The 21,421-nt window shown below is 73.7% G+C and carries 18 protein-coding genes; 10 read left to right on the plus strand and 8 right to left on the minus strand.

Annotated features, from left to right (window positions below; genetic code table 11):
• Position 1: 1 nt before the first annotated feature.
• Complete coding sequence (locus VM324_13960; GenBank protein HVM00393.1) at positions 2 to 757, minus strand: SDR family NAD(P)-dependent oxidoreductase; 756 nt, start codon at positions 755 to 757, stop codon at positions 2 to 4.
• Between the two features lie 228 nt (positions 758 to 985).
• Between VM324_13960 and VM324_13965 the strand changes: the two genes are divergently transcribed.
• A complete protein-coding gene (locus tag VM324_13965) occupies positions 986 to 1,384 on the plus strand; it encodes a DUF5818 domain-containing protein (protein HVM00394.1) in 399 nt (132 codons plus the stop codon).
• 57 nt (positions 1,385 to 1,441) lie between these two features.
• On the opposite strand, the gene ppc is transcribed toward VM324_13965, so the two are convergent.
• Entirely contained in the window at positions 1,442 to 4,180 is a 2,739-nt protein-coding gene (gene ppc / locus VM324_13970; protein HVM00395.1) for a phosphoenolpyruvate carboxylase, read from the minus strand.
• Between the two features lie 213 nt (positions 4,181 to 4,393).
• On the opposite strand from ppc, the gene VM324_13975 reads away from it, so the two are divergent.
• On the plus strand, positions 4,394 to 7,171 hold the full coding sequence (locus VM324_13975) for an aconitate hydratase (GenBank protein ID HVM00396.1): 2,778 nt from the start codon (positions 4,394 to 4,396) through the stop codon (positions 7,169 to 7,171).
• Positions 7,172 to 7,183: 12 nt separating this feature from the next.
• Complete coding sequence (locus VM324_13980; protein ID HVM00397.1) at positions 7,184 to 8,851, plus strand: cation:proton antiporter family protein; 1,668 nt, start codon at positions 7,184 to 7,186, stop codon at positions 8,849 to 8,851.
• Here the strand turns inward: VM324_13980 and VM324_13985 are convergent.
• Positions 8,844 to 10,334: a SpoIIE family protein phosphatase gene (locus tag VM324_13985; protein HVM00398.1), complete on the minus strand. Its 1,491-nt coding sequence runs from the start codon at positions 10,332 to 10,334 to the stop codon at positions 8,844 to 8,846. The two genes, VM324_13980 and VM324_13985, sit on opposite strands and share 8 nt — an antisense overlap.
• 24 nt (positions 10,335 to 10,358) lie before the next feature.
• On the minus strand, positions 10,359 to 11,090 hold the full coding sequence (locus tag VM324_13990) for a hypothetical protein (protein ID HVM00399.1): 732 nt from the start codon (positions 11,088 to 11,090) through the stop codon (positions 10,359 to 10,361).
• 48 nt (positions 11,091 to 11,138) lie between these two features.
• Here VM324_13990 and VM324_13995 point away from each other — a divergent pair, with 48 nt between their 5' ends.
• From VM324_13995 to VM324_14005, 3 genes are all read left to right on the plus strand, one after another.
• Positions 11,139 to 11,621 carry a LysM peptidoglycan-binding domain-containing protein gene (locus VM324_13995; protein ID HVM00400.1) on the plus strand — a complete coding sequence of 161 codons (483 nt, stop codon included), beginning with the start codon at positions 11,139 to 11,141 and terminating at the stop codon, positions 11,619 to 11,621.
• Positions 11,622 to 11,757: 136 nt separating this feature from the next.
• A complete protein-coding gene (locus VM324_14000; GenBank protein ID HVM00401.1) occupies positions 11,758 to 12,996 on the plus strand; it encodes a hypothetical protein in 1,239 nt (412 codons plus the stop codon).
• The gene (locus tag VM324_14005; GenBank protein HVM00402.1) at positions 12,993 to 15,149 is read left to right on the plus strand and encodes a prolyl oligopeptidase family serine peptidase; all 2,157 of its coding nucleotides are present in this window, start codon (positions 12,993 to 12,995) and stop codon (positions 15,147 to 15,149) included. Before VM324_14000 ends, VM324_14005 begins: the two co-directional genes overlap by 4 nt.
• A gap of 19 nt (positions 15,150 to 15,168) precedes the next feature.
• Here VM324_14005 and VM324_14010 read toward each other — a convergent pair whose 3' ends face one another.
• The gene (locus VM324_14010) at positions 15,169 to 16,248 is read right to left on the minus strand and encodes a hypothetical protein (protein HVM00403.1); all 1,080 of its coding nucleotides are present in this window, start codon (positions 16,246 to 16,248) and stop codon (positions 15,169 to 15,171) included.
• 122 nt (positions 16,249 to 16,370) lie between these two features.
• Here VM324_14010 and VM324_14015 point away from each other — a divergent pair, with 122 nt between their 5' ends.
• The gene (locus VM324_14015; protein HVM00404.1) at positions 16,371 to 17,057 is read left to right on the plus strand and encodes a DUF1028 domain-containing protein; all 687 of its coding nucleotides are present in this window, start codon (positions 16,371 to 16,373) and stop codon (positions 17,055 to 17,057) included.
• A gap of 19 nt (positions 17,058 to 17,076) precedes the next feature.
• On the opposite strand, the gene VM324_14020 is transcribed toward VM324_14015, so the two are convergent.
• Positions 17,077 to 17,478, minus strand: a complete 402-nt coding sequence (locus tag VM324_14020; protein ID HVM00405.1) for a hypothetical protein — start codon at positions 17,476 to 17,478, stop codon at positions 17,077 to 17,079.
• A 137-nt stretch (positions 17,479 to 17,615) separates the two neighbouring features.
• Between VM324_14020 and VM324_14025 the strand changes: the two genes are divergently transcribed.
• Positions 17,616 to 18,623, plus strand: coding sequence for an NAD-dependent epimerase/dehydratase family protein (locus VM324_14025; GenBank protein ID HVM00406.1), 1,008 nt, complete (start codon positions 17,616 to 17,618; stop codon positions 18,621 to 18,623).
• Positions 18,624 to 18,645: 22 nt separating this feature from the next.
• On the plus strand, positions 18,646 to 19,098 hold the full coding sequence (locus VM324_14030) for a GatB/YqeY domain-containing protein (protein HVM00407.1): 453 nt from the start codon (positions 18,646 to 18,648) through the stop codon (positions 19,096 to 19,098).
• Between the two features lie 7 nt (positions 19,099 to 19,105).
• On the opposite strand, the gene VM324_14035 is transcribed toward VM324_14030, so the two are convergent.
• Positions 19,106 to 19,972, minus strand: a complete 867-nt coding sequence (locus tag VM324_14035; GenBank protein HVM00408.1) for a PAC2 family protein — start codon at positions 19,970 to 19,972, stop codon at positions 19,106 to 19,108.
• 32 nt (positions 19,973 to 20,004) lie between these two features.
• Complete coding sequence (locus VM324_14040) at positions 20,005 to 20,733, minus strand: alpha/beta fold hydrolase (protein ID HVM00409.1); 729 nt, start codon at positions 20,731 to 20,733, stop codon at positions 20,005 to 20,007.
• Positions 20,734 to 20,940: 207 nt separating this feature from the next.
• Between VM324_14040 and VM324_14045 the strand changes: the two genes are divergently transcribed.
• Positions 20,941 to 21,421: CAP domain-containing protein (locus tag VM324_14045; GenBank protein ID HVM00410.1), on the plus strand; the 481-nt coding region annotated here is incomplete at its 3' end.

A 21,421-nucleotide genomic window follows, 5' to 3' on the forward strand; every position in this document is an offset into this window, starting at 1 on the left:
CTCAGCGCATCCGGCGGATGCCCGCCCAGTACAGGGGCGCGGCGACGTGGCGCACGACCGTGACGGGCCGGTACCACCGCGGGACGGTGCGCTCGCGGGCGCCGCTGCGGGCGACCTTCACGATGACGTCGGCGACCATGGCGGGGTTGCCGATGAGACGCTCGAGCGGCGTGGCCTTGTAGCGGTCCTGCGGGAACCCCTCCGTGACGATCAACCCCGGGTTGACCTGGCTCACGGTGATGCCGCGATCGACCCAGTCGAGCCCGACCGCCTCGGTGAACCCGACGAGCGCGAACTTCGACGCCGTGTAGGCCGGCTCCCCGGCGGCGAGCTTGCCCGCGACCGAGGCGACGTTCACGACACGGGACGGTGCGGAGGCCTCGAGCAGGTCGGCGAAGGCTGCCATGCACCGCACCGCGCCGGTGAAGTTGAGGTCCATCGTGCGCGTGACCGTTCCGACGTCCTCCCAGGACGCGAAGCGGCTGCCGAAGGTCGCCCCGGCGTTGTTCACGAGGACGTGGCACGCACCGTAGCGGCCCTTCACGTGGTCGGCGAGCGCGAGCACCTGCGCGTCGTCGGTGACGTCCGCGGGGTAGGGCTCCACGCCCGGCCGGGCAGCGGCCAGGGCGCGGAGCCGGTCCTCACGCCGCGCGACCGCGACGACGCTCATGCCGGCGGCTGCGAGCGCGCCTGCCGTCGCCTCGCCGATGCCGCTCGACGCGCCGGTGACGACAGCGACCTTTCCCTGCAGCCGCATGCGCGGGCTCCTTACCGGTTCACGGGAAGGCCAGCCTAGGCTAAGCGGTGGAAGCCGTCGTGTCCGGCGACCGCACGTCGGTGAGGGGGGCGAAACCCCCGCCGAAGGGGTAGTCGCCGCTGGTGACCTCCCCCGCGCCGAACCGCTCCGCGGGTGCGGGCCCCGGCTGAGGTTGCCGAGGGCAGCAGGAAGTGCCCGCGGTGCGAGGCGGGGTACCCTGGCCGACCGATGAACGCCCTGCGCGCCGGCTCACGTCCCGGCAGGATCCTCCCGGCGGGCTGGCTGGGGGGGCTGATCGCGCTCGCGGCGGCGTCCGTGCTCCTCGCCGCGTGCGGCGGGGCGCGCGGGGTGACGCTCACCGAGCTCGCCCATAACGCGCCCGACTACGACGGGCGTCAGGTGGCCACGTCAGGGATCGTGCTCGAGTTCGGCGACGACGAGGGGCCGGTACCGCACCACTTCGTCCTCCAGGACGCGGACGTCAACCGCGTCGAGCTGCTCCCCGACGAGGCGGCCGCGCCCTACGTCGGCTCGGCTGTGCGGGTCGTCGGCGAGTTCCGGTTCGACGAGAACCGGGGGCGCATGCTCCACGTCGAGTCGATCGAGCCGGTTACAGCGGGCCGCTGAGGCGTCCCGCCGCAGCCCCCGTCACCTCGCCGCCCCCTTCTCCCCCGCGGGAGGGCGTCAGCCGGTGTTGCGCAGCCCGGCGGCGATGCCGTTCAGGGTGACGAGCAGCGCCCGCCGCAGCTCGCCGTCGGGCTCCTCGACGGCGCGCACGCGCGCGAGGAGCGCCACCTGGAGGTAGTGCAAGGGGGCGAGATAGGTGTCGCGGACCGCGAGGGTGCGCCGGAGGACCGGTTGGTGCTCGAGCAGCCTGCCCTCACCGGTGAGCGTGAGCACCTCGGCGAGCGTGCGCTCGTGCTCGGCGACGACGACGTCGAAGAGGTGCTGCAGCTGCGCGGGGACGAGCCGTTGCACGTAGCGGTGCGCGATGTCGAGGTCGACCTTCGTGAGCACCATCTCGGCGTCGGAGACGAGCATCCGGAAGAACCGCCACTGGTCGTGCATCTCGGCGAGGGTGTCGCCGAGCCCGGCGGCGCGGGCTGCCGCGAGGCCGGACCCGAGGCCGAACCACCCGGGGACGATCTGGCGCGACTGGTTCCAGCCGAACACCCAGGGGATCGCGCGCAGTCCCGTCAGCTCGTTCCCCGAGCGGCGCGCCGGACGGGACCCGATCTTGAGCTCGCTCAGCTCCTCGACCGGTGTCGCCGTCCGGTAGTACTCGAGGAACCCCGGCGCGTCGACGAGCGCCCGGTACGCGGCGTACGCCGCCCGCGACACGAGCTCCATCGCCTCGTCCCAGCGCGCGAGGTTGGCGGGCGCGGCGATGAGCTCACGGTGCAGCAGTGACGCCTCGAGGGTCGCGCCGAGGGTGAGGTCGAGGGTGCGCCGCGCGAGCGCGCGCAGCCCGTACTTGTCGGAGATCACCTCGCCCTGCTCGGTGATCTTGATCTGTGCGTCGACGGTGGCGGGCGGCTGCGCGAGCACCGCCTTGTGGGTGGGTCCCCCGCCGCGCCCGACGCTGCCGCCCCGGCCGTGGAAGATGCGCAGGGCGACGCCGTGCTCGTGGGCCACCTCGACGAGGCGGCGCTGAGCGCGGTGGAGCTCCCAGCGCGAGGTGACCATGCCGGCCTCCTTGGAGGAGTCGGAGTAGCCGAGCATCACCTCCTGCATGTCGCCGCGGAGGGCGACGAGGCGGCGGTAGGCGGGGTTGCGCAGCAGCGCGTCGAGGAACTCACCCGCCCCGCGCACGGCGGCGAGCGTCTCGAGCAGCGGCACGAAACCGATCAGGGCGATCCCGGCGTGGACGTCGAGGAGTCCCACCTCCCGGGCCAGCACGGCGGGAGCGAGCACGTCGTCGACGCCTTCGGCCATCGACACGATGTAGGACTCGATCACATCGGGGCCGTACCGCTCGAGCGCCTCGGCGATGACCCGGAACGTCGCCAGCGCCGCGCCGGCCTCGTCGTCGAGGACGGTGGTCGGCCCGGTCAGCGGCCGCCGGCCGCAGAGCTCCTCGGTGAGCAGCGCCGTGCGGGCCTCCCGGTCGCGGTCTTCGTAGGGGGGTTGGAGCCCTATGTGCCCGTAGAGCGAGGCGAGCGCGGTGTGATGGGCGGTCGTGTGCTCCCGAACGTCCATGGTCGCGAGGTGCAGCCGGAACGCGGCGACGAGCCGCATCACCCGCGCGACGGGCCCCCGGGCGATGCGCTTGCCACGGTTGGCGATGAGCGAGTCGTACATGAGCCGCAGCTCCGCGAGGAGCTCGCCGGCCTCGCGGTACTCCTCCGCACCGGGGACGCGGTCGTCGAGGACGCGCGCCCGGGTGTTGCGCAGCCGCTCGCCGATGTAGGCGCACTTGAGCCGGTAGGGCTCCTCGCGGTTGAGGCGGGCGTAGCGCTCGTAGACGTGCGGGAGCCGGCGACGGTCCTCGGCGAGGCTCTGCTCGAGACCGGGGCTCACGCCGGTCACACGGACCGACGGCGACAGCTGGCCCGCGAGCGCCTCCACGGCGGTGAGCAGGTCGCGCAGCGCATGGTCGGCCTGGACCCGCAGGACCTGGCGCGTCACCGCTGCGGTCACGTGCGGGTTGCCGTCGCGGTCACCCCCGACCCAGGTGCCGAAGCGCACGGGCGCCGCGTCGGGAGGCAGCTCGAGGCCGAGGCCGGCGAGGCACGTGGCGACGTCGTCGAAGAGGTCGGGCACCACGGTGGCGAACAGCTCGTCGAAGTAGTAGAGCACCGCGCGCGCCTCGTCGACCGGCTGTGGGCGCTCCATGCGCAGCTCGTCGGTCTGCCACAGCAGCTCGACGAGCTCCTCCAGCCGGCGGTCGACCCGGTCGACGTCCGCCTTCGTCGCGCGGGGGTCGTTGCGGACGGCGAGGAGGTCGGCGATGCGGTGCAGCTTCGTGAGCACGGAGCGACGGGACGCCTCGGTGGGGTGGGCGGTGAACACCGGACGCAGTTCGAGGCGCGCGAGCACGGCTCGGATCTCGTCGGGATCGAGCCCCGCCTCGCAGATTCGCCGGACCGCCGCCGCCAGCGAGCTCTCGTCGGCCTCCTTATCCACGACCCGGTGCGTCTGCTCGGCGATGTTGGCGAGGTGGAAGTAGGTGGTGAACGCCCTCGCCAGCGGGATCGTCGTGTCGAGGTCGATGCCCTCGAGCAGCTCCTGCAGCGCCCCGCCGGCGTGGGGGGAGGCCAGCGCCGCCTTGCTCCGAAGCCGCACCTGCTCGACGAGGTTGAGCAGCCCGTCGCCGTGCTGGCGCACGAGCGTGTCGCCGAGTAGCGTCGCGAGCCGGCGGATGTCCGAGCGCAGCCCGCTGTTGCCCGCCTCGGCGGCATCGACCGTCGTCTCGACCTCCACGCGACCTCCCGGATCGACCCCCGCGCTCGCACACCACCCCGCCACGCGGCCCCGGGCGCACGCCGGGGACCACGCCGCAGCCCACGGCCATGTCACCATGGCGCGCAGGAGGAGCGTAACGCGGGCCGGCGCCGACGTGCGAGCCGCGCCGTCCCTGGGGTTTGATACCGCTGCGTCCTTTCGCCCCCCGCCGACCGTGCTAGGAGAAGCCCGATGGCCGACAGCTTCGGCGCCCGTTCGACCCTGCGGGTCGGCGACCGGTCGTTCACGATCCACCGTCTCGACGCGCTCGCGCAAGCCGGGGACGTGGAGCGCATGCCCTACTCGCTGCGGATCCTCGCGGAGAACCTCCTGCGCCACGAGGACGGCAGCGTGGTGACCGCCGAGGACGTCGCCGCGGTCGCCGGTTGGGACCCCGCCGCCACGCCCTCGCAGGAGACGCGCTTCACCCCGGCGAGGGTGCTGCTGCAGGACTTCACCGGCGTCCCCGCGATCGTGGATCTGGCCGCCATGCGCGACGCGATGGCCGAGCTCGGCGGTGACCCCGCCGTCATCGAGCCGCGCCTGCCCGCAGAGCTTGTCATAGACCATTCGATCATCGCCGACGTGGCGGGCGTTCCCGACGCCTTCCGGCGCAACGCCGAGCTCGAGTTCGCGCGCAACCGTGAGCGCTACGCGTTCCTGCGGTGGGGCCAGGACGCGTTCCGGCGTCTGGCGGTCGTCCCGCCGAACACCGGCATCGTGCACCAGGTCAACCTCGAGTACCTCGCCCGCGTCGTCGTCGCCGACGGCGAGGACCCCGCCGGCCCCCAGGCCTACCCCGACACCCTGGTCGGCACCGACTCCCACACCCCGATGGTCAACGGCCTCGGGGTGCTCGGCTGGGGGGTCGGCGGCATCGAGGCGGAGGCGGCGATGCTCGGCCAGCCGATCTCGATGCTCATCCCACAGGTCGTGGGGTTCTGCCTGTCCGGGGAGCTGCCCGAGGGCTCGACCGCAACGGACCTCGTGCTCACCGTGACCGAGCTGCTGCGCCGGCACGGCGTGGTCGGCAAGTTCGTCGAGTTCTACGGTCCCGGAGTGGCGAGCGTGCCGCTGGCGAACCGCGCGACGATCGGCAACATGTCGCCCGAGTACGGTTCGACGTGCGCGATCTTCCCCATCGATGATGAAACCCTGCGCTACCTCGCGTTCACCGGGCGCGACCCCGAGCAGGTCGCGCTCGTCGAGGCGTACGCGAAGGAGCAGGGGCTGTTCCACGACCCCACCGTCACCCCCGTCTACTCCGAAGCGCTCGAGCTCGACCTGTCCACGGTGGTGCCAAGCCTCGCCGGCCCGACGCGGCCGCAGGACCGGGTCCCCCTCGACGAGGCACCGGCGTCGTTGCGCACCGCGCTGCGTCGTTGGGTCCCCGTCATCGACGACAGCCTCGACGAGGCCGTGGACGAGAGCTTCCCGGCGAGCGACCCGCCCGCACCGGCGGAGCACGCGGTGCCCGACCCGGGGCGTCGCCTCGAGGGCACCCCCGCCCCGCCCGACCAGGCCCCCGTGAGCGTGCGCCTCGCCGACGGCACGACCGTCGACCTCGCCCACGGCCACGTCGTCATCGCGGCCATCACGTCGTGCACGAACACGTCGAACCCGTCGGTCATGCTCGCCGCGGGCCTCCTGGCCCGCAAGGCCGTCGAACGCGGCCTGACCGCGAAGCCGTGGGTGAAGACCTCCCTCGCGCCGGGCTCCCAGGTGGTGACCGACTACTACGAGCGCGCCGGCCTGACCCCGGCGCTCGAGAAGCTCGGCTTCCACCTCGTCGGCTACGGGTGCACGACGTGCATCGGCAACTCCGGGCCGCTCGCCCCCGAGATCTCCGCAGCGGTCCACGAGCACGATCTCGCCGTCGCGTCGGTGCTGTCGGGAAACCGCAACTTCGAAGGTCGCATCAACCCCGACTGCAAGCTGAACTACCTCGCGTCGCCTCCGCTCGTCGTGGCCTACGCCCTCGCCGGATCCATGGACGTCAACCTCCTCGACGACCCGCTCGGCCACGACCACGACGGTCAGCCCGTGTACCTGCGCGACGTGTGGCCCTCGAGCGCCGAGGTCACCGCAACCGTCGAGGAGGCGATCAGCTCGGAGCTGTTCGCCGCCCGCTACGCCGACGTCTTCCGCGGCGACGAGCGCTGGCGTGGCCTCGACGTGCCGACCGGCGACCGCTTCGCCTGGGACCCCGACTCCACGTATGTGCGCCGGCCGACCTTCTTCGACGGGCTGCCGCTCGAGCCGTCTCCGGTCACCGACATCACCGGCGCGCGTGCCCTCGTCGTCCTCGGCGACAGCGTGACCACCGACCACATCTCGCCCGCCGGGGCTATAGCGACCGGCAGCGCCGCCGGGCGCTACCTCCAGGACCACGGGGTGCCCCCCGCGCAGTTCAACTCGTACGGCTCCCGGCGCGGCAACCACGAGGTCATGGCCCGCGGCACGTTCGCGAACATCCGCCTGCGCAACCAGCTCGCCCCCGGGACCGAGGGGGCCGTGACGGTCCACCTGCCCTCCGGCGAGCGGATGAGCATCTACGAGGCGGCGATGCGCTACCAGACGGAGGACACCCCGCTCGTCGTGCTCGCCGGCGTCGAGTACGGATCGGGCTCGTCACGTGACTGGGCCGCCAAGGGCCCCGCCCTGCTCGGGGTCCGCGCGGTCATCGCCGGCAGCTACGAGCGCATCCACCGCTCGAACCTCATCGGCATGGGCATCCTCCCGCTGCAGTTCGCCGACGGTGACAGCGTCGCGTCGCTCGGCCTGTCGGGGTCCGAGACGTTCGACATCGTCGGCCTCGCCGGGGTCGACGAGCTGCCGCGGCAGGTGACGGTGCGCGCCGACGGCCGCGCGTTCACCGCCACGGTCCGCATCGACACGCCCCGCGAGGTCGACTACTTCCGCCATGGCGGCATCCTCTCCTACGTCCTGCGCCAGCTGCTCGCTGGCTGAGCCAGGCCCTCCATGCCGCTCGACACGATCTTCCAGCAGGTCGCCGCCCTGCTCGCGATCTGCGCGGTCGTGGGGGTTCTGGCCACTCTGCTGCGCCAGCCGCTCATCGTCGGGTTCATCGCAGCGGGGATCATCGTGGGGCCGACGGTGCTCGGCATCGTGGAGGAGAGCCCCGAGATCGACCTGCTGGCGACGATCGGCATCGCGCTGCTGCTGTTCGTCGTAGGACTGAAGCTCGACTTGCGCCTTGTGCGCGTTGTCGGCCCGGTTGCGCTCGCGACCGGGCTGGGACAAGTGCTGTTCACGTCGATCGTGGGCTTCGCCATCGCCCTGGCGCTCGGCATGTCCGCCGTCACGGCCCTCTACGTCGCCGTAGCCCTGACCTTCTCCAGCACGGTCATCATCGTGAAGCTCCTGAGTGACAAGGACGAGATCGACGAGCTCCACGGGAGGATCGCGATCGGGTTCCTCATCGTGCAGGACATCGTCGTCGTGCTCGTGATGATTGGTCTGAGCGGCTTCGCCGGAGACACCGACGTCGGCCTTGCCCGCCAGGCGCTCGACGTCGCCCTGCGCGGTGTCGCGTTCGTCGGCGGCATCCTCGCACTCGCCAAGTGGGTGCTGCCCCGCCTGCTCCGCTACCTCGCCGGGTCCGCCGAACTACTCGTGCTCTTCGCCATCGCCTGGGCGGTGCTGCTCGCCTCCGTGGGTGACCTGCTCGGCTTCAGCGAGGAGGTCGGAGCCTTCCTCGCCGGCGTCTCGCTCGCGTCGACGCCGTACCGGGACGCGCTCGGCGCGCGGCTCATGACACTGCGGGACTTCCTGCTGCTCTTCTTCTTCATCACACTCGGTATCCACCTCGACTTCTCCCAGGCGGGCGACCAGCTGGCGGCCGCAGTGGTCCTGTCGCTGTTCGTGCTCGTCGGCAATCCCATCATCGTGATGGTCATCATGGGCGCGATGGGCTATCGGGCGCGGGTGTCGTTCCGGGCTGGTCTGACGGTGGCCCAGATCAGCGAGTTCTCGCTCATCCTCGTATCGCTGGGTTTCGCGCTCGGGCACATCGGCGGTGAGACCGTGGGTCTCGTCACGGCTGTCGGCATCATCACCATCACCCTTTCGACGTACCTCATCTCGAACTCCGCATGGCTCTACGAGCGCTTCGCGTCCCTGCTGCGCGTCTTCGAACGCCGCCACGCCCATGATGTCCGCCTCGACGCGGACGGGGACGGCCCGCTCCCTGACGTGGTCGTGCTGGGTCTGGGCCGCTACGGCAGCCACCTTGTGGCGGCGCTGAGGCGGGCAGGCTCGCGACCACTCGGCGTGGACTTCGACCCCCGGGCGCTGCGCCACTGGGAGCAGCGCGGCTTGCAGGTCGTGTACGGCGACGCCCAGGATCCCGAGATCGTCTCCGTTCTCCCACTTCACGTCGCCGAATGGGTGATCTCCTCGGTCCGCGACTTCGACACGAACCTCGCGCTCGTCCAGGCACTGGAGCAGCGCGGCTACCGTGGCCGGGTCGCGGTCACCGCCCTGTCCGAGGACGACGCAGGCGCCCTCGAGCGCGCCGGCGCCCATGCGGTGCTCCGGCCGTTCGCAGCTGCCGCGTCGGAGGCGGTCACGGCGCTGCTCCGCGCACGGCGGCCGGAGGACCGCCCGCCGCGGCACCCGGCTACGTGACGGCGAGGGCGACGATGGTGAGGTCGTCGTCCAGCCGGCCGTCGGTAGCTGCCCGCACAGCGTCGACGCAGGCCCGCACGATCTGCTTCGGCCCGCTGGCGCGGTGAGCGGAGACGAGGCTGATGAGCCGCTCGGTTCCGAACTCGCGCCCGCTCGGGTCGCGGGCCTCGACGAGCCCGTCGGTGTAGGCGACGAGGGCGGACCCGAACTCGAGCGCGTGCTCGTGGGTGGCCCACCCGGTCGTGAGCGGGCCGAGCAGCGGCCCTGTCGGCGGGAGCTCCGTGACGCCGTCCGGGGCGGCGACGAGGAGCGGCGGGTGCCCCGCGTTCGCGTAACGGCAGCGCCCGAGCGAGGGGTTGACCTCGACGACCGCCGCGGTGAGGAACATCTCCCCCGTCTCGCCGAGGTTGGCGGCGACCCAGTCGAGGGTCCCCCCGGGGGACCGGCCGTCGCGCAGGGACGCGAGCAGCAGCTGCTTCGCCCGGAGGGCGAGCACGCCGGCCTCCGCACCGTGGCCCGACACGTCGACCACGACGAGGGCGACCTTGCCGCGCTCGAGGGGGATGAGGTCGTACCAGTCGCCGGCGACCTGCCCTTCGGCCGGCAGCAGGCACGCCTCGACCTCGACGGTGGGCGGCAGGTCGACGCGCACGGGCGCGAGCGCCGCGTGCAGGCTCACGACCGCGGGTCCGTGCTGGGCGAGCGCCTCGCCGGCGCGCACGGCCGTGTCGAGCTCGTCGATGATGCGCCGGCGCATGCGTTCCACGTCGCCGCCCAGCGCGGCGACGTCCACGGGGCCCGCCTCGGGGATTGCCGTATCGAGCTCGCCCTCGGCAACCGCCCGGGCGGCCGTGGAGACCGCCCGGAGCGGCACGGTGACCCAGCGCGACAGCAGGAAGGTCGCGGTGACGAGCAGCGCCGCTCCGGTGAAGAAGCTCGAGAAGAGCGCGGTCAGCAGCCGCTGGCGGCTCTGCCCGACGGCGAGGTTCGCCTCGACCACCCGCCGGCGCAGCACGGCCCGCAGCTCCAGCACCTGCTCCTGGAGCGCGCGGGACAGCTCGTCACCCTGCACGACGAGGCGCGCGACCGCCGCACCGTCGCCCGACTCCGCGGCGTCGACCTCGCGGGCGGCATGCTCCTGCCAGTCCAACATCGCCTGGCGGATCCTGCCGACCCGCGCGGCCAGCTCAGGATCGTCGGAGAGGATCTGGCGCAGGCGGTACTCGAGCTGGAAGGCGCCGATGCGCGGGGTGGCCGAGAGGAAGGCGTCCTCGCCGGTGATGAGGTAGCCGCGGTTGCCCGTCTCCTGCTCGACGAGGCGGTTCAGGAGTAGGCTCCCGGCGTCCAGGGCGAGCGTCAGGCGCTCCACCTCTTCCTGGGCACGGTTGCCGTCGGCCACGTTGACGAGCGCGAGGCCGGCGTTCAGGCACAGCAGCGCGAAGAACGCGAGCAGGAGCAGGCGCACCCGCCCCGCCAGGCTCATGGCGCCTCCCAGCCCCGCCGCGTCTCAGCGGCGGCGTACCACCATCGGCAACGGCTTGCGCGCTCGCGCCCGCCGGTCCTCAAGGTACCCGACGAGCTCGGCGTAGACCGCATCGGTGGTCATCGCCCGCAGCTCCTCGCCCATCGACACGTACACCGGCGTGCGGCCGGTGTAGGCGGCCGCCTCGTCGATGCACCACCACGCGAAGTCCGCACCACCCGGTCCCCAGGCGCCGCGGTCGTAGGAGGTGATCGTCGTGAGCCACGCGGGCTCGCCGTCGTCGGCGGTGATGTCGACGACCTCCCGCCGCAGCGGGACGATCCAGCAGACCTCGGGCTTGTGGGTCATGTGGTGCTCGCCGCGGTCACGGGCGTACTGATGGAGCGCGCAGCCCGGGCCGCGGTGCCACTCGGCCCGGTTGAGGAAGATGCAGCCGCCGTCCTTCACCCGGGTGCGGCCGTGCTCCTCGCCGGTCACCCGCGCCGACACCCCCCGGCGCACCGCGTCGGCGTAGTGCTGCATGTACGCGGGTCCGATGAGGTCGACTTTCGACTCGACCGCCGCCCGGTCGTCGGCGTCGACGTAGTGCGCACCGACCGTGCAGCACCCGAACGACGGCCCCTTCGCCGGATCGGTTCCCGGACAGCCCGCGCCGAAGATGCACGCGTAGGTCGACAGCAGGAAGCTCACGTCGAAGACGTAGCGGTCGTGCGTGTCGTCGGGGTTGAGGATCGAGACCCATTCGCGGTCGAGCATCCAGGAAGGGTATGACCTCAACGGCGAGTTGGGCGATACTGTTCGCCCATGAACCGAAACGACGACTTCGACTACGACTACGAACCGGGCGGCCGGGTCCTCTGGGGGCGGGTTGCCTTCTTCGGTGTCGCGCTGCTGTTGTCGTTCCTCTTCGGCCGCGGTTGCGCCGCCGGCGTCCCCGAAGACGAGCTCATCGCCGAGCGGCAGCGGGTCGCCGCGCTGCAGGAGGAGAACCGCCAGCTCGAGAACCAGCTGCAGGCGCTGAGCAGTGGACAGACCGAGCCGCCTGCCGAGGACGGGGCCGACGGCGAGGAGGCCCCGGACTCCGCGGAGGGCGAGGCGGAGACGACCGCCGCCGAGGGCACCCGCATTTACACGGTTCAGCCCCGCGACAACCTCCGCAGCATCGCGCAGCGGTTCTACGGTGACGGGAACAAGCACGGGCTGATCTCCGAGGCCAACGGCATCGACAGCGACAACGTGCTGCAGGTCGGCCAGGAGCTCGAGATCCCGCCCGACCCCGACAGCTAGGGTCGCGGGACTCCCCGCGGGCCGGCGACCCGCTATCCTGCGTTGGCTGCAAACGACCCCTGCGCGGCGCCCGGCACCCCGCAGGACAAGGTCCCGACCGCGGCGCGCCGTGCAGCGCCGCCCAGGAGGACGCCCGATGGCTGCATCCGCACCGACCGTCCGCCCGCAAGACGTCATCCGCCGCGTCGGCGACACGAACGACAAGGCGCTCCGCTACGTCCTCGACCCCGACCCCAAGCTGTCCCGGCTGCCGAGGAAGGTCCGGGAGGCGCTCATCACCGACCTGCCGCCGGTCACCGCCGGGGCTCTCCTCGGACCCGCCGCCCTCGCCCGCCACTTCATCGCCTCGGCGGCCACTGGGCGCTACCGGGACCTCTTCGCCCTCTGGCGCCTCTTTCGTGCCCGCCCCGACGAGTGCAAGCCCGTCCTCGCTGAGCGTCCCGCCGCCCTTGCGAAGGGTCGTGAGGCGCTGGGCAAAGCCGTCCGCCTCGGTCTCACGGGCCGCGCCGACCGGGTCGCGGCCGACATCGCCGAAGCCGAAGGGCTCATCTGGCAGTGGCTGCGGGAGGCGCTCATGGCGGACCCGGCCGCTGTGGGAGCCCGCCCCGCCGTCGCGTCGGCACTGCTGCTCCGCGAACCCGACGCCGAGATTCCCCTGCCCGAGGAGCCGGACCAGGGGTGGCTTGCGGAGGCGGCGGCGACCCGCCAGCACAGCGCGCTCGCGCCTCCCGTGGAGGCGCTCCTCGGTCGCTACGTCGACCGCCTCCCGGCAACCGTCACGACCCTCGCCCTGGCGCAGGACAGCTACCCGGACCGGGTCCCCGGGCTGCTCGAGCGGGTCGACCTCGCGAGCCTCGAGATCGGCTCGATCATGGCGTGGGCCCGCGACCACGGCCATGCCGCCAGCCTGCACGCGCGGGTCGCGCACAGCGTCGAGGAAGCCGCGGGGCGCGACCGCGCGGAAGGGCTCGCTCACTGGTACGTCTGGCAGCAGCGCGGCGTCGACCTCCCGCTGCCCGAGCCGCTGCGGGCGCACACCGTCGAGGGCCTCGACCTCACACGACCGGAAGCCGGTGTGCTCGTCAGGCGGCTCGTCGACGAGGGCGCACCCATCGACCCGCAGGCAGAGCTCGACCAGGTCGCCGCCCGCAACCGCCAGCTCGCCGAGAAGGCGTTCGAGGGCTTCGTGTGCGCGGGGCTCGACGTCACTTTGCCGGCGGCGCTCGAAGGCAACCCCATCGTCCGCGACGGCACCCGCTGCCCGTACTGCCTCGCATGGACGTGGGTGCGCCCCGGACACGAGCGCCGCTGCCCCCGGCAGCCCGCCACCCCGGCCGTGGAGGAAGCCGCGCCGGCCGCTGCGGGCGGGACGTGACCCGCGGGCTGCGAGAGGCCGCGGCATTCCCGCGCCAGCACGCCCGCACCCGCCGGTTCACCCTCGGCCAGCCGCGCTCCCTGACGCCGGCGCCCGACGGGGCGCGGGTCGTGTTCCTGCGCGCCGGGGCCGGTGACGACCCCGTACTGCGGCTGTGGGTCCTCGACACCGCCTCGGGCGAGGAGCGGTGCGTCGCCGACCCGGTCGAGCTCGCCCGCACGGAGGCCGACGTCGTCGGCGACCTGCCGCCCGAGGAGCAGGCCCTGCGCGAGCGGACGCGCGAAGCCGCCGGCGGCATCGTCGCCTACGCGACCGACCGGGCGGTGCGGGTCGCGACGTTCGCCCTGGCGGGTCGCCTGCACGTGTGCCGTCTCGCCGCCGGAAAGGCCTCCGCCCACCCGTCCCGCCACACGGTGGTCGACCCCCGGCCCGACCCGACCGGTCAGCGGGTGGCCTACGTCGCCGGCGCCGCCCTCCACGTCGCCGCGCTCGACGGAGCCGACGGGCGGCTCCTCGCCGGTCCGGGCGACGGTGAGGAGCAGGTCTCCTGGGGGCTCGCCGACTTCATCGCCGCCGAGGAGATGGGCCGCACCCGCGGCTACTGGTGGGCGCCCGACGGGCAGCGCCTGGCGGTCACCCGCGTCGACAACGCGCCGGTGGGCCGCTGGCACATCACCGACCCGGCCCACCCGGCGCGCCCTCCCCGCCCGGTCGCCTACCCGGCGGCAGGAACCGACAACGCCGACGTCGGGCTCTTCGTCGTCGACCTCGACGGCGGGCGGGTGCGCGTGGACTGGGACGCGGTCAGCTACCCCTACGTCGTGTCGGTCGTCTGGGGCACGTCGGGGCCGCTCACCGTCTGCGTGCAGTCCCGCGATCAGAAGGGGATGCGGGTGCTCGCGGTGGACCCCGACGCGGGCACGACCCGGATCGTGCACGAGGCCCACGACGCCGACTGGGTGGAGATCGTGCGGGGCCTGCCCCGCTGGGCCGGCAGCCGTCTCGTCCACGCCCTCGACGACGGGGACACGCGCCGGCTCGCCGTGGACGGACAGCCGCTCACCCCTCCGGGGCTCCAGTTGCGCGCGGCCGTGCACAGCGGGGACGACGCGGTCGTCGTGCTCGCCTCCGACGAGGACCCGACCGCGGTGGGTGTCTGGCGGGTGCCGCTGGACGGCTCAGACCCCGCACCGCTCACACCCTCCGAGGGTGTCCACGACGCCCGCGTGCGCGGACAGACCGTCGTGCTGCAGCTGCGGGGGCTCGCGGAGCCGGGGGTGCGCACCCTCGTCCACTCCCCCGCGGGCGACTCCGAGATCGTCTCCCTGGCCGAGACCCCGGTGCTCCACCCGCGCCCGCGGATGCTCGAGCTCGGCCGGCGCGGGCTGCGCGCCGCCCTCTTCCTGCCGAGCGACTACGCCGACGAGGACGGTCGCCTGCCCGTGCTCCTCGACCCCTACGGGGGGCCACACGCCCAGCGGGTGCTGCAGCACCGTGACGGCTTCGGGGTTGCGCAGTGGTTCGCCGAGTCGGGGTTCGCCGTCCTCGTCGTCGACGGTCGCGGGACGCCGGGGCGCGGTCCCGTGTGGGAGCGCGCGGTCGCCGGAGACCTCGTCTCCGCCCCCCTCGAGGATCAGATCGACGCCCTGCACGCCGCAGCCGGGGACCATCCCCTCGACCTCGACAAGGTCGCCATCCGTGGGTGGTCGTTCGGCGGCTACCTCGCCGCCGCGGCGGTCCTGCGACGCCCCGACGTCTTCCACGCCGCGGTCGCCGGGGCACCCGTGACCGACTGGGCGCTCTACGACACCCACTACACCGAGCGCTACCTCGGCACCCCGCAGGACAACCCCGAGGCGTACCGGGTGAGCTCCCTGCTCGACGACGCGCCGGGCCTCCACCGTCCCCTGCTGCTCATCCACGGTCTGGCCGACGACAACGTCGTCGCCGCCCACACGCTGCGCCTGTCCGAGGCGCTCCTGCGCCACGCCCACCCCCATCACGTCCTGCCCCTCGCCGGCGTGACGCACATGACGCCGCAGGAGACCGTCGCGGAGAACCTCCTGTGGTTGCAGCTCGCGTTCCTCCGGGAGGCCCTCCACCTCGAACACGGCCGCTGGATGTCGCCGGGCGACGACGGCCCGCCGGGCTGACCTGCCGTCGCCGACCGCGTCAGGACCGCAAGCGGGCGACCACGCCCTCGAGGGTCGCCACCGGACGCAGCTCCTCGGCCACCCGCGCGTCGAGGACGACGACGGGGACGAGCAGCGACGCCGCCACCCGCTCGAGCTTGCGCAGGCGCCGGTGCGCCGCCTCGAGGGGCGCGGGTGCGGCCGGGCCCCAAACCCCCGCCTCGCCGGGCGGCACCGAGCGCAGGACGCGCTTGCGCTGCGCCACGGCGGCCACGGAGGACGTGACCGACAGCAGGGCGATCCCCCGCTGCGCGACGACGAACCGCCCGAGCCCCGGTCGCAGGGTCCGGTGCCCCCGCCGGCTGCGGTCCATCGCCACGTCGCCGACGACGGCGGCGACGGCCGCCGCGACCCCGAAGGGACGCCATCGATCGGCGACCGCGTCGAGGGCGCGGAGCCGCTCCAGGGGGTCGGTGACGTCGTCTGCGGCTTCGTGCACGGCCAGCGCGTGCATGACCGCGCTGCCGAACGACGCGGCGAGCCCCAGGTCGCGCAGCGCGTGGGCAAGCGGCAGCGCCGGCCGGTGTCCTCCCCCGCCGCGCCCGCGGGGCCGCAGCCGGGCCTTGCGCACGCTGCGGACCGTGCGCTGCTGCTCGGCGAGGTAGCCCTGGGCGAGGACGGACCCACCGGCGCCGACGAGCACGGCCCAGCGAGCCGCACGCAGGGCGGGGGTCCCCCCGGGGACGCCGGGCGACGCGCCGGACAGGCCCTGGGCCACCCACTGCCCACCGATCCCCACCGCGGTGGAGGCCGTGTCCAGGATCATCGCGGTCGGCATGGCGCGCTGCGCCCACCCCCGGTGCCGGCCGGCCCACCCCAGGGCCGCACTGCCCGCGACGTGGGCGGCGACGGCGGCGGCCCGCACCGCGCTCCATCGCCGGGCGGCCTCCTCGGCCAGCCGGCGGCCACCGTCCCGCGCGGCGCCCTCGCCCGCCAGGTGAAGGGCGGTCCCGCCGAACCACGCGAACAGGCCGATGTAGCGGACCGCGCGCGCGGCGCTGTTGCGCCGTCTGCGGGGCCGGGACACCGCCCGGGCCAGGACGGACGTGGACGGTCGCATGCTCGCCTCCTGTGCCCGCACGCGCGGCGGACGGTTACCGCATTCCCCGGGGGGGCAGGTGCGATACGCGGCCGCTCGTCCCGCAGCGTCGCGCCGCGTCGCCTCCCACCTCAGGAGCCAGCGTGACCTTCTCCCTCGTCGCCCGCGACCCCGCGTCCGGTCAGCTCGGCGTCGGCGCCGTCACCGCGATGGTCGGTGTCGGCAAGCTCGTGACCCACGCCCGGCCCCGCGTCGGGGCGGTGGCGACGCAGGCGATGATCAACCCCTACCTCGCCTTCGACGGGCTCGACCACCTCGCCGCGGGGAGCAGCGCGCAGGAGGCGCTCGACGCGGTCATCGCCGCGGATGCCGGGCGCGACTACCGGCAGTGCGGCATCGTCGACGCACACGGCGGTGTGGCGGCCTGGACCGGCTCCGAGACTCCCGACTGGTCGGGTCACCTGCTCGACACCGACGTGGCCGCCCAGGGCAACCGGCTCGTCGGTCCGGAGACGCTCGACGCGGTCGTCGCGGCGTACCGCGGCCGCAGCGACATCGAGCTCGCATGGCGCATCCTCGCGGCCCTCGAAGCCGGTGAGCGTACCGGCGCGGACCGCAAGGGAGCCGTGTCGGCCAACGTCGTGGTCATGGACACCGAGGCCTATCCCCTGTGGGACGTGCGGGTCGACCGGGCCGACGACCCCGTCGCCGCCCTCCGGGACCTCATGGAGGAGTTCGCCGAGCAGCTGCTGCCCCAGGTGCGCAAGCTTTCAACCCGGCAGGACCAGGAGGGCCAGCTCGTGCGGGAGCAGGGGCGGAGCGTCGGGTGACGCCCACGACGACCGGCGCTCAGTCCGCGCGCAGGCCGCGGCGGGGAAGGACCGGACGCTCGCCAGGACGACGTCGACGACGCCGCGGGCCACGAAGGGCCCGAAAGGCGTACGTCGCCGCGTTGAGCAGGAACGCCGGCGTGACCCCGATGCCTGCGACGAGACCTCCGGCCAGCGGCGCGAGGGCGAGCACGGGCAGGATCTCGGCGACCACCACGCCGGTCACGCCGAGGCCCGACCCGGTGAGCTGGAACACGAGCACGGCGAGCGCGACGGTGTTGAACACGTCGCCGGCGCGGGACACCGTCTGGGCCGTCCACAACCTGCGGTAGGCCGGCAGGGCCAGCACCGACCGCAGGCCGCTCGGCAGCCGCTCAGGGTTCATCGCCCACGCGCGCATCATCGCCGCGGTGGCGTCCACCGGCCGCCCCCGCACCACCGCTAGGCTGGCGACCCCGCGCCACCGCCTGCCAGGAGACGCTCCATGGAGCACCGCACGCTGGGCCGCCGGGCCCAAGGCGACGACACCCCGCCTCAGGTCGCGGCCGCCTGAGCGGCATGGCGCGACCCCGCATCGCCGTTGTCACCGGTGCTGCCGGCTTCCTCGGCCGCGCCTTCCGGGCGGCGCTGCGTGCGCGCGGATGGGACGTCCGCGGCGTCGACGTGCGGCCCGGACCGGACGTCACGGTCGGTGACGTGTCGCGGGCCGGCGCCTGGTCCGGGGTGCTCGACGGGGCGAGCCTCGTCGTGCACGCGGCCGCGGTCGTCACCGAAGGCGGCGACCCGGCGACGTTCTGGCGGGTGAACGTCGACGGCACCCGCACGGTCCTCGACGAGGCTGCCCGCGCCGGCGTGGGGCGGGTCCTGCACCTGTCGGCGACGGTCGTGCACGGCCGGGACTTCCCCGACGGGGTCGACGAGACCGGCGCGGTGCGCATGACGGGGAACCCCTACACCGACACGAAGGTCGCCGCGGAGCACCAGGTGCTGCTCGCCGCCGCGGCCGGCCGCGTGGGCACGACCGTCGTGCGGCTCGGCGAGGTCTACGGGCCGCACGGGGGGACCTGGACCGTGCGACCCGTCGAGCTCATGCGCCGCGGGCTGTTCGTGCTGATCGACGGGGGCCGCGGGGTGCTGTCGCCCACCTACGTCGACGACGCGGTGGACGGCGGCCTCGCGGCCGCGCTGTCCGACGACGGCCTCGGCGAGGTCTTCCACGTCACCGGTGGACAGGGCGTGCCCGCCGTCGACTACTTCGGCCGCTACGCAGCCATGCTCGGCGTCCGCCTGCGCTCGCTGCCCGCGGCCGCGGCCGCCGCGATGAGCGGTCCGCTCGGCATGGTCTCGCGCGCGGTGGGCTGGCACCCGCCGCTGTCCCCGCGCACCGTCGAGTACGTCACCCATCGCGGCACCTACTCGATCGCCAAGGCCGCACACGTCCTCGACTGGACGCCGCGGGTGTCCCTCGACGACGGGATGGTCCGGACGCAGGAGTGGTTGCGCGACGCCGGCCTCGTGCCGGAGCCCGCCGCGGACGCCGGCACGGGCGACGCGGAGGCCCGCTGAACGCGCCGGTAGCATGCGCCTCATGGCGCTGACCGACCGGATCCAGACCGACCTCACCGCGGCGATGAAGGCACGCGACACGACCGCCACCGCGGCCCTGCGGGGGGTGCTGGCGGCGATCCGCAACGCCCGGGTGGCCGAAGGCCAAGCCGGCGACCTCTCCGACGAGCAGACCGTCGAGCTGCTGAACCGGGAGGCGAAGAAGCGCACGGAGGCCGCGGACGCCTTCGCCGGCGCGGGACGCGACGAGCAGGCCGCAAAGGAACGGGCGGAGCTCGAGGTCATCCGCCGCTACCTGCCCGCTCGGCTCGACGAAGCCGAGCTGCGGGCGATCGTCGACGAGGCGGTCGCGACGACCGGCGCGAGCGGTCCGGGCGACCTCGGCCGCGTCATGGGGGCGCTCATGCCCAAGGTGCGCGGGCGCGCGGACGGCAACGCCGTGCGGGCGCTGGTCAGCGAGCGGCTGCGCGCCTGACGCCGGGTCAGCCCTCGTCGCGGTCGCGCAGGTAGCGCTCGAAGTCCGCGGCGAGCTCGTCTCCGCTCACCGAGGGCTGCGGCAGCTCGTCGGGTGCCGCGTCCATCCTCGCCTCGAGCTCGGACACGTACTCGGCGAGGTCGGCGTCCTGGGCGACGAGCTCGCTCAGCTCCTCACGCTGGCTCGCCGCCTCCTTGACGAGCGGCGCCACGGACACGTCGGCGTCGAGCAGCCCCACCACCGCCTCGACGAGCGCGAGGGTGCCGGCGAGGTAGCTCGTCCCGGCGAGGTAGTGGGGAATGCCGGCCCACAGGCTGGCCGACTGCAGCCCCGCGTCCGCGCACGCCTGGTGGAGGATGCCGGTGATGCCTGTGGGCCCCTCGTAGTGCGACGGCCGGAGGCCGAGCCGGGCGCCGAGGACGAGGTCGTTCGTGTTGCCGGTGACGGGGACCTCGCGGGTGTGCGGGGCGTCCACCTGCAGCGCGCCGAGCGTGACGGCGAGCTCCACGCCGATGTCGCGTGCGAGGTGGACCACCGCAGCGGTGAAGGTCCGCCACCGCAGGTTCGGCTCGGTTCCCTGGAGCAGCACCACGTCGCGGTCCGCGCCCGGGACCCGGGCCCAGGAGAAGAGGTTGCCGGGCCAGTCGATGCGCCGCTCGCCGTCCACGTTGCGCACGAGGGGCCGGGTCGCCTGGAAGTCGAAGAACTCCTCCGGGTCGATCTCGGCGAAGCCCCCCGCGTCCATCTCGGCGGCGAGGAACTCGACCGTGCCTGACGCGGACTCCCCCGCGTCGTTCCATCCCTGGAAGGCGGCGATGAGCGCCGGGCGCCGCAACTTCGGGGGGCGTGTGCGGATGGTCACCACGTTGGCCACGTCCTCGTCCCTTCCCTCGTTGGGCAGTTCCCTTACCCGCCAGGAGCCCGTCGCAAGAAGTCACTGAACCCCGGGCCCATCACCCGGTGACGGGTCAGCTGTACGTCGTGGCGGCCTGCGGGGACCACGAACTCGTCGGCCTGGGGCCACACCCTCCGCAGCTCGCCGTAGTGCGCCGGGTCCACCGCGGGGTCGCGGTCCCCGCGCACGAGCAGGACCGGGCAGCGCAGACCGGCCAGCCCCTCGACGTCGACCGCCACGTCGAGGCCGCCCGCGTCCCTGCGGCAGACGTCCCTCCAAGCCTCGTCACTCCCCTGAGGGGCGTGGAGGGCGGCGAGGTGCCTCGCCCACACGGGGTATTCCCGCTCCAGACGCTCGGGGCGGAAGTTGTCCCGCCAGACGCGCAGGCCGTCGTGGTCGCGGACGCTCACCCCGACGAGGGTGAGGGAGGCGAAGAGCTGCGGGCGCGCACCGGCGACCGCCAGCGCCGCGTGTCCCCCCATGCTGAAGGCGCCGACGTGCGCCGGACCGTCGAGGGCGGCGAGGTAGGCCGCGACGGCCCCCGCGAGGACGTCGCGCGAGTAGGTGCCGTCCGCGGGCAGCGGCGTGCGGCCGTGCCCCGGCAGGTCGGGCAGGTGGACCTGCCAGCGCTCCGCAAGGGTCGCGACGAGCTTCGACCAGTGGTAGCGGCCCGTGCCGATGCCGCCGTGCAGGAGCACGAGCGGCGGGGCGGTGTCGCGGCCTTCCGTCTCGGCGTACACGCCGCCGATGCTAGTCGCCCATCCCGGACCGCAGCGGGGCGCGTGGGCGGCAGGCGACGCGCGGCGCTGAGGCCGACTGCGGCGGGGGCGCCCTGGTCGGGCTGTGACGGACTGGCCCGTCCGGATGGCCCCTCAACCAACCCAAGTAACTAGCCGATCACGCTGGGTGACATCGCCCACTCGTTCCCCTTGCGGAGGAATCACCCCATGCGTACAGGCTACTCCCCCTCGCTCCCGCGCCTAACCGCGGTCCTCGTGGCCGTTGCGATCATCGCGGGCATCGTCCCTGCCGGCGCGGCGGAGGCCCGCAGCAGCGGAAACGTCGAGCACATCGCCCGCGACCTGCTCAACCGCCTCAACGAAGAGCGCCACGCCCGCGGCATCCAGCCGGTGGCCTGGGACGGCGACCTCGCGCGGCTCGCCACCCAGTGGTCGGCGCGGATGTCGGACACCAAGGACTACCGCCACAGCGACATGAACGCCGCCATGCAGACCTCGCCCTACCGGGAGCGGTTCAGCTACATCGGCGAGAACATCTTCCTGCTCTACCCCGCCTACGAGTCCGCCGGCTACGCCCACCGCGGCTGGATGCAGTCCGAGGGCCACCGGCGCAACATGCTCAACCGCTACCACGACGCCGTGGGCATCGGCATCATCTGCGACGCCGACGGCACCATGTGGGCCACCA

This window comes from Egibacteraceae bacterium (assembly GCA_035540635.1).
GTDB lineage: Bacteria > Actinomycetota > Nitriliruptoria > Euzebyales > Egibacteraceae > DATLGH01.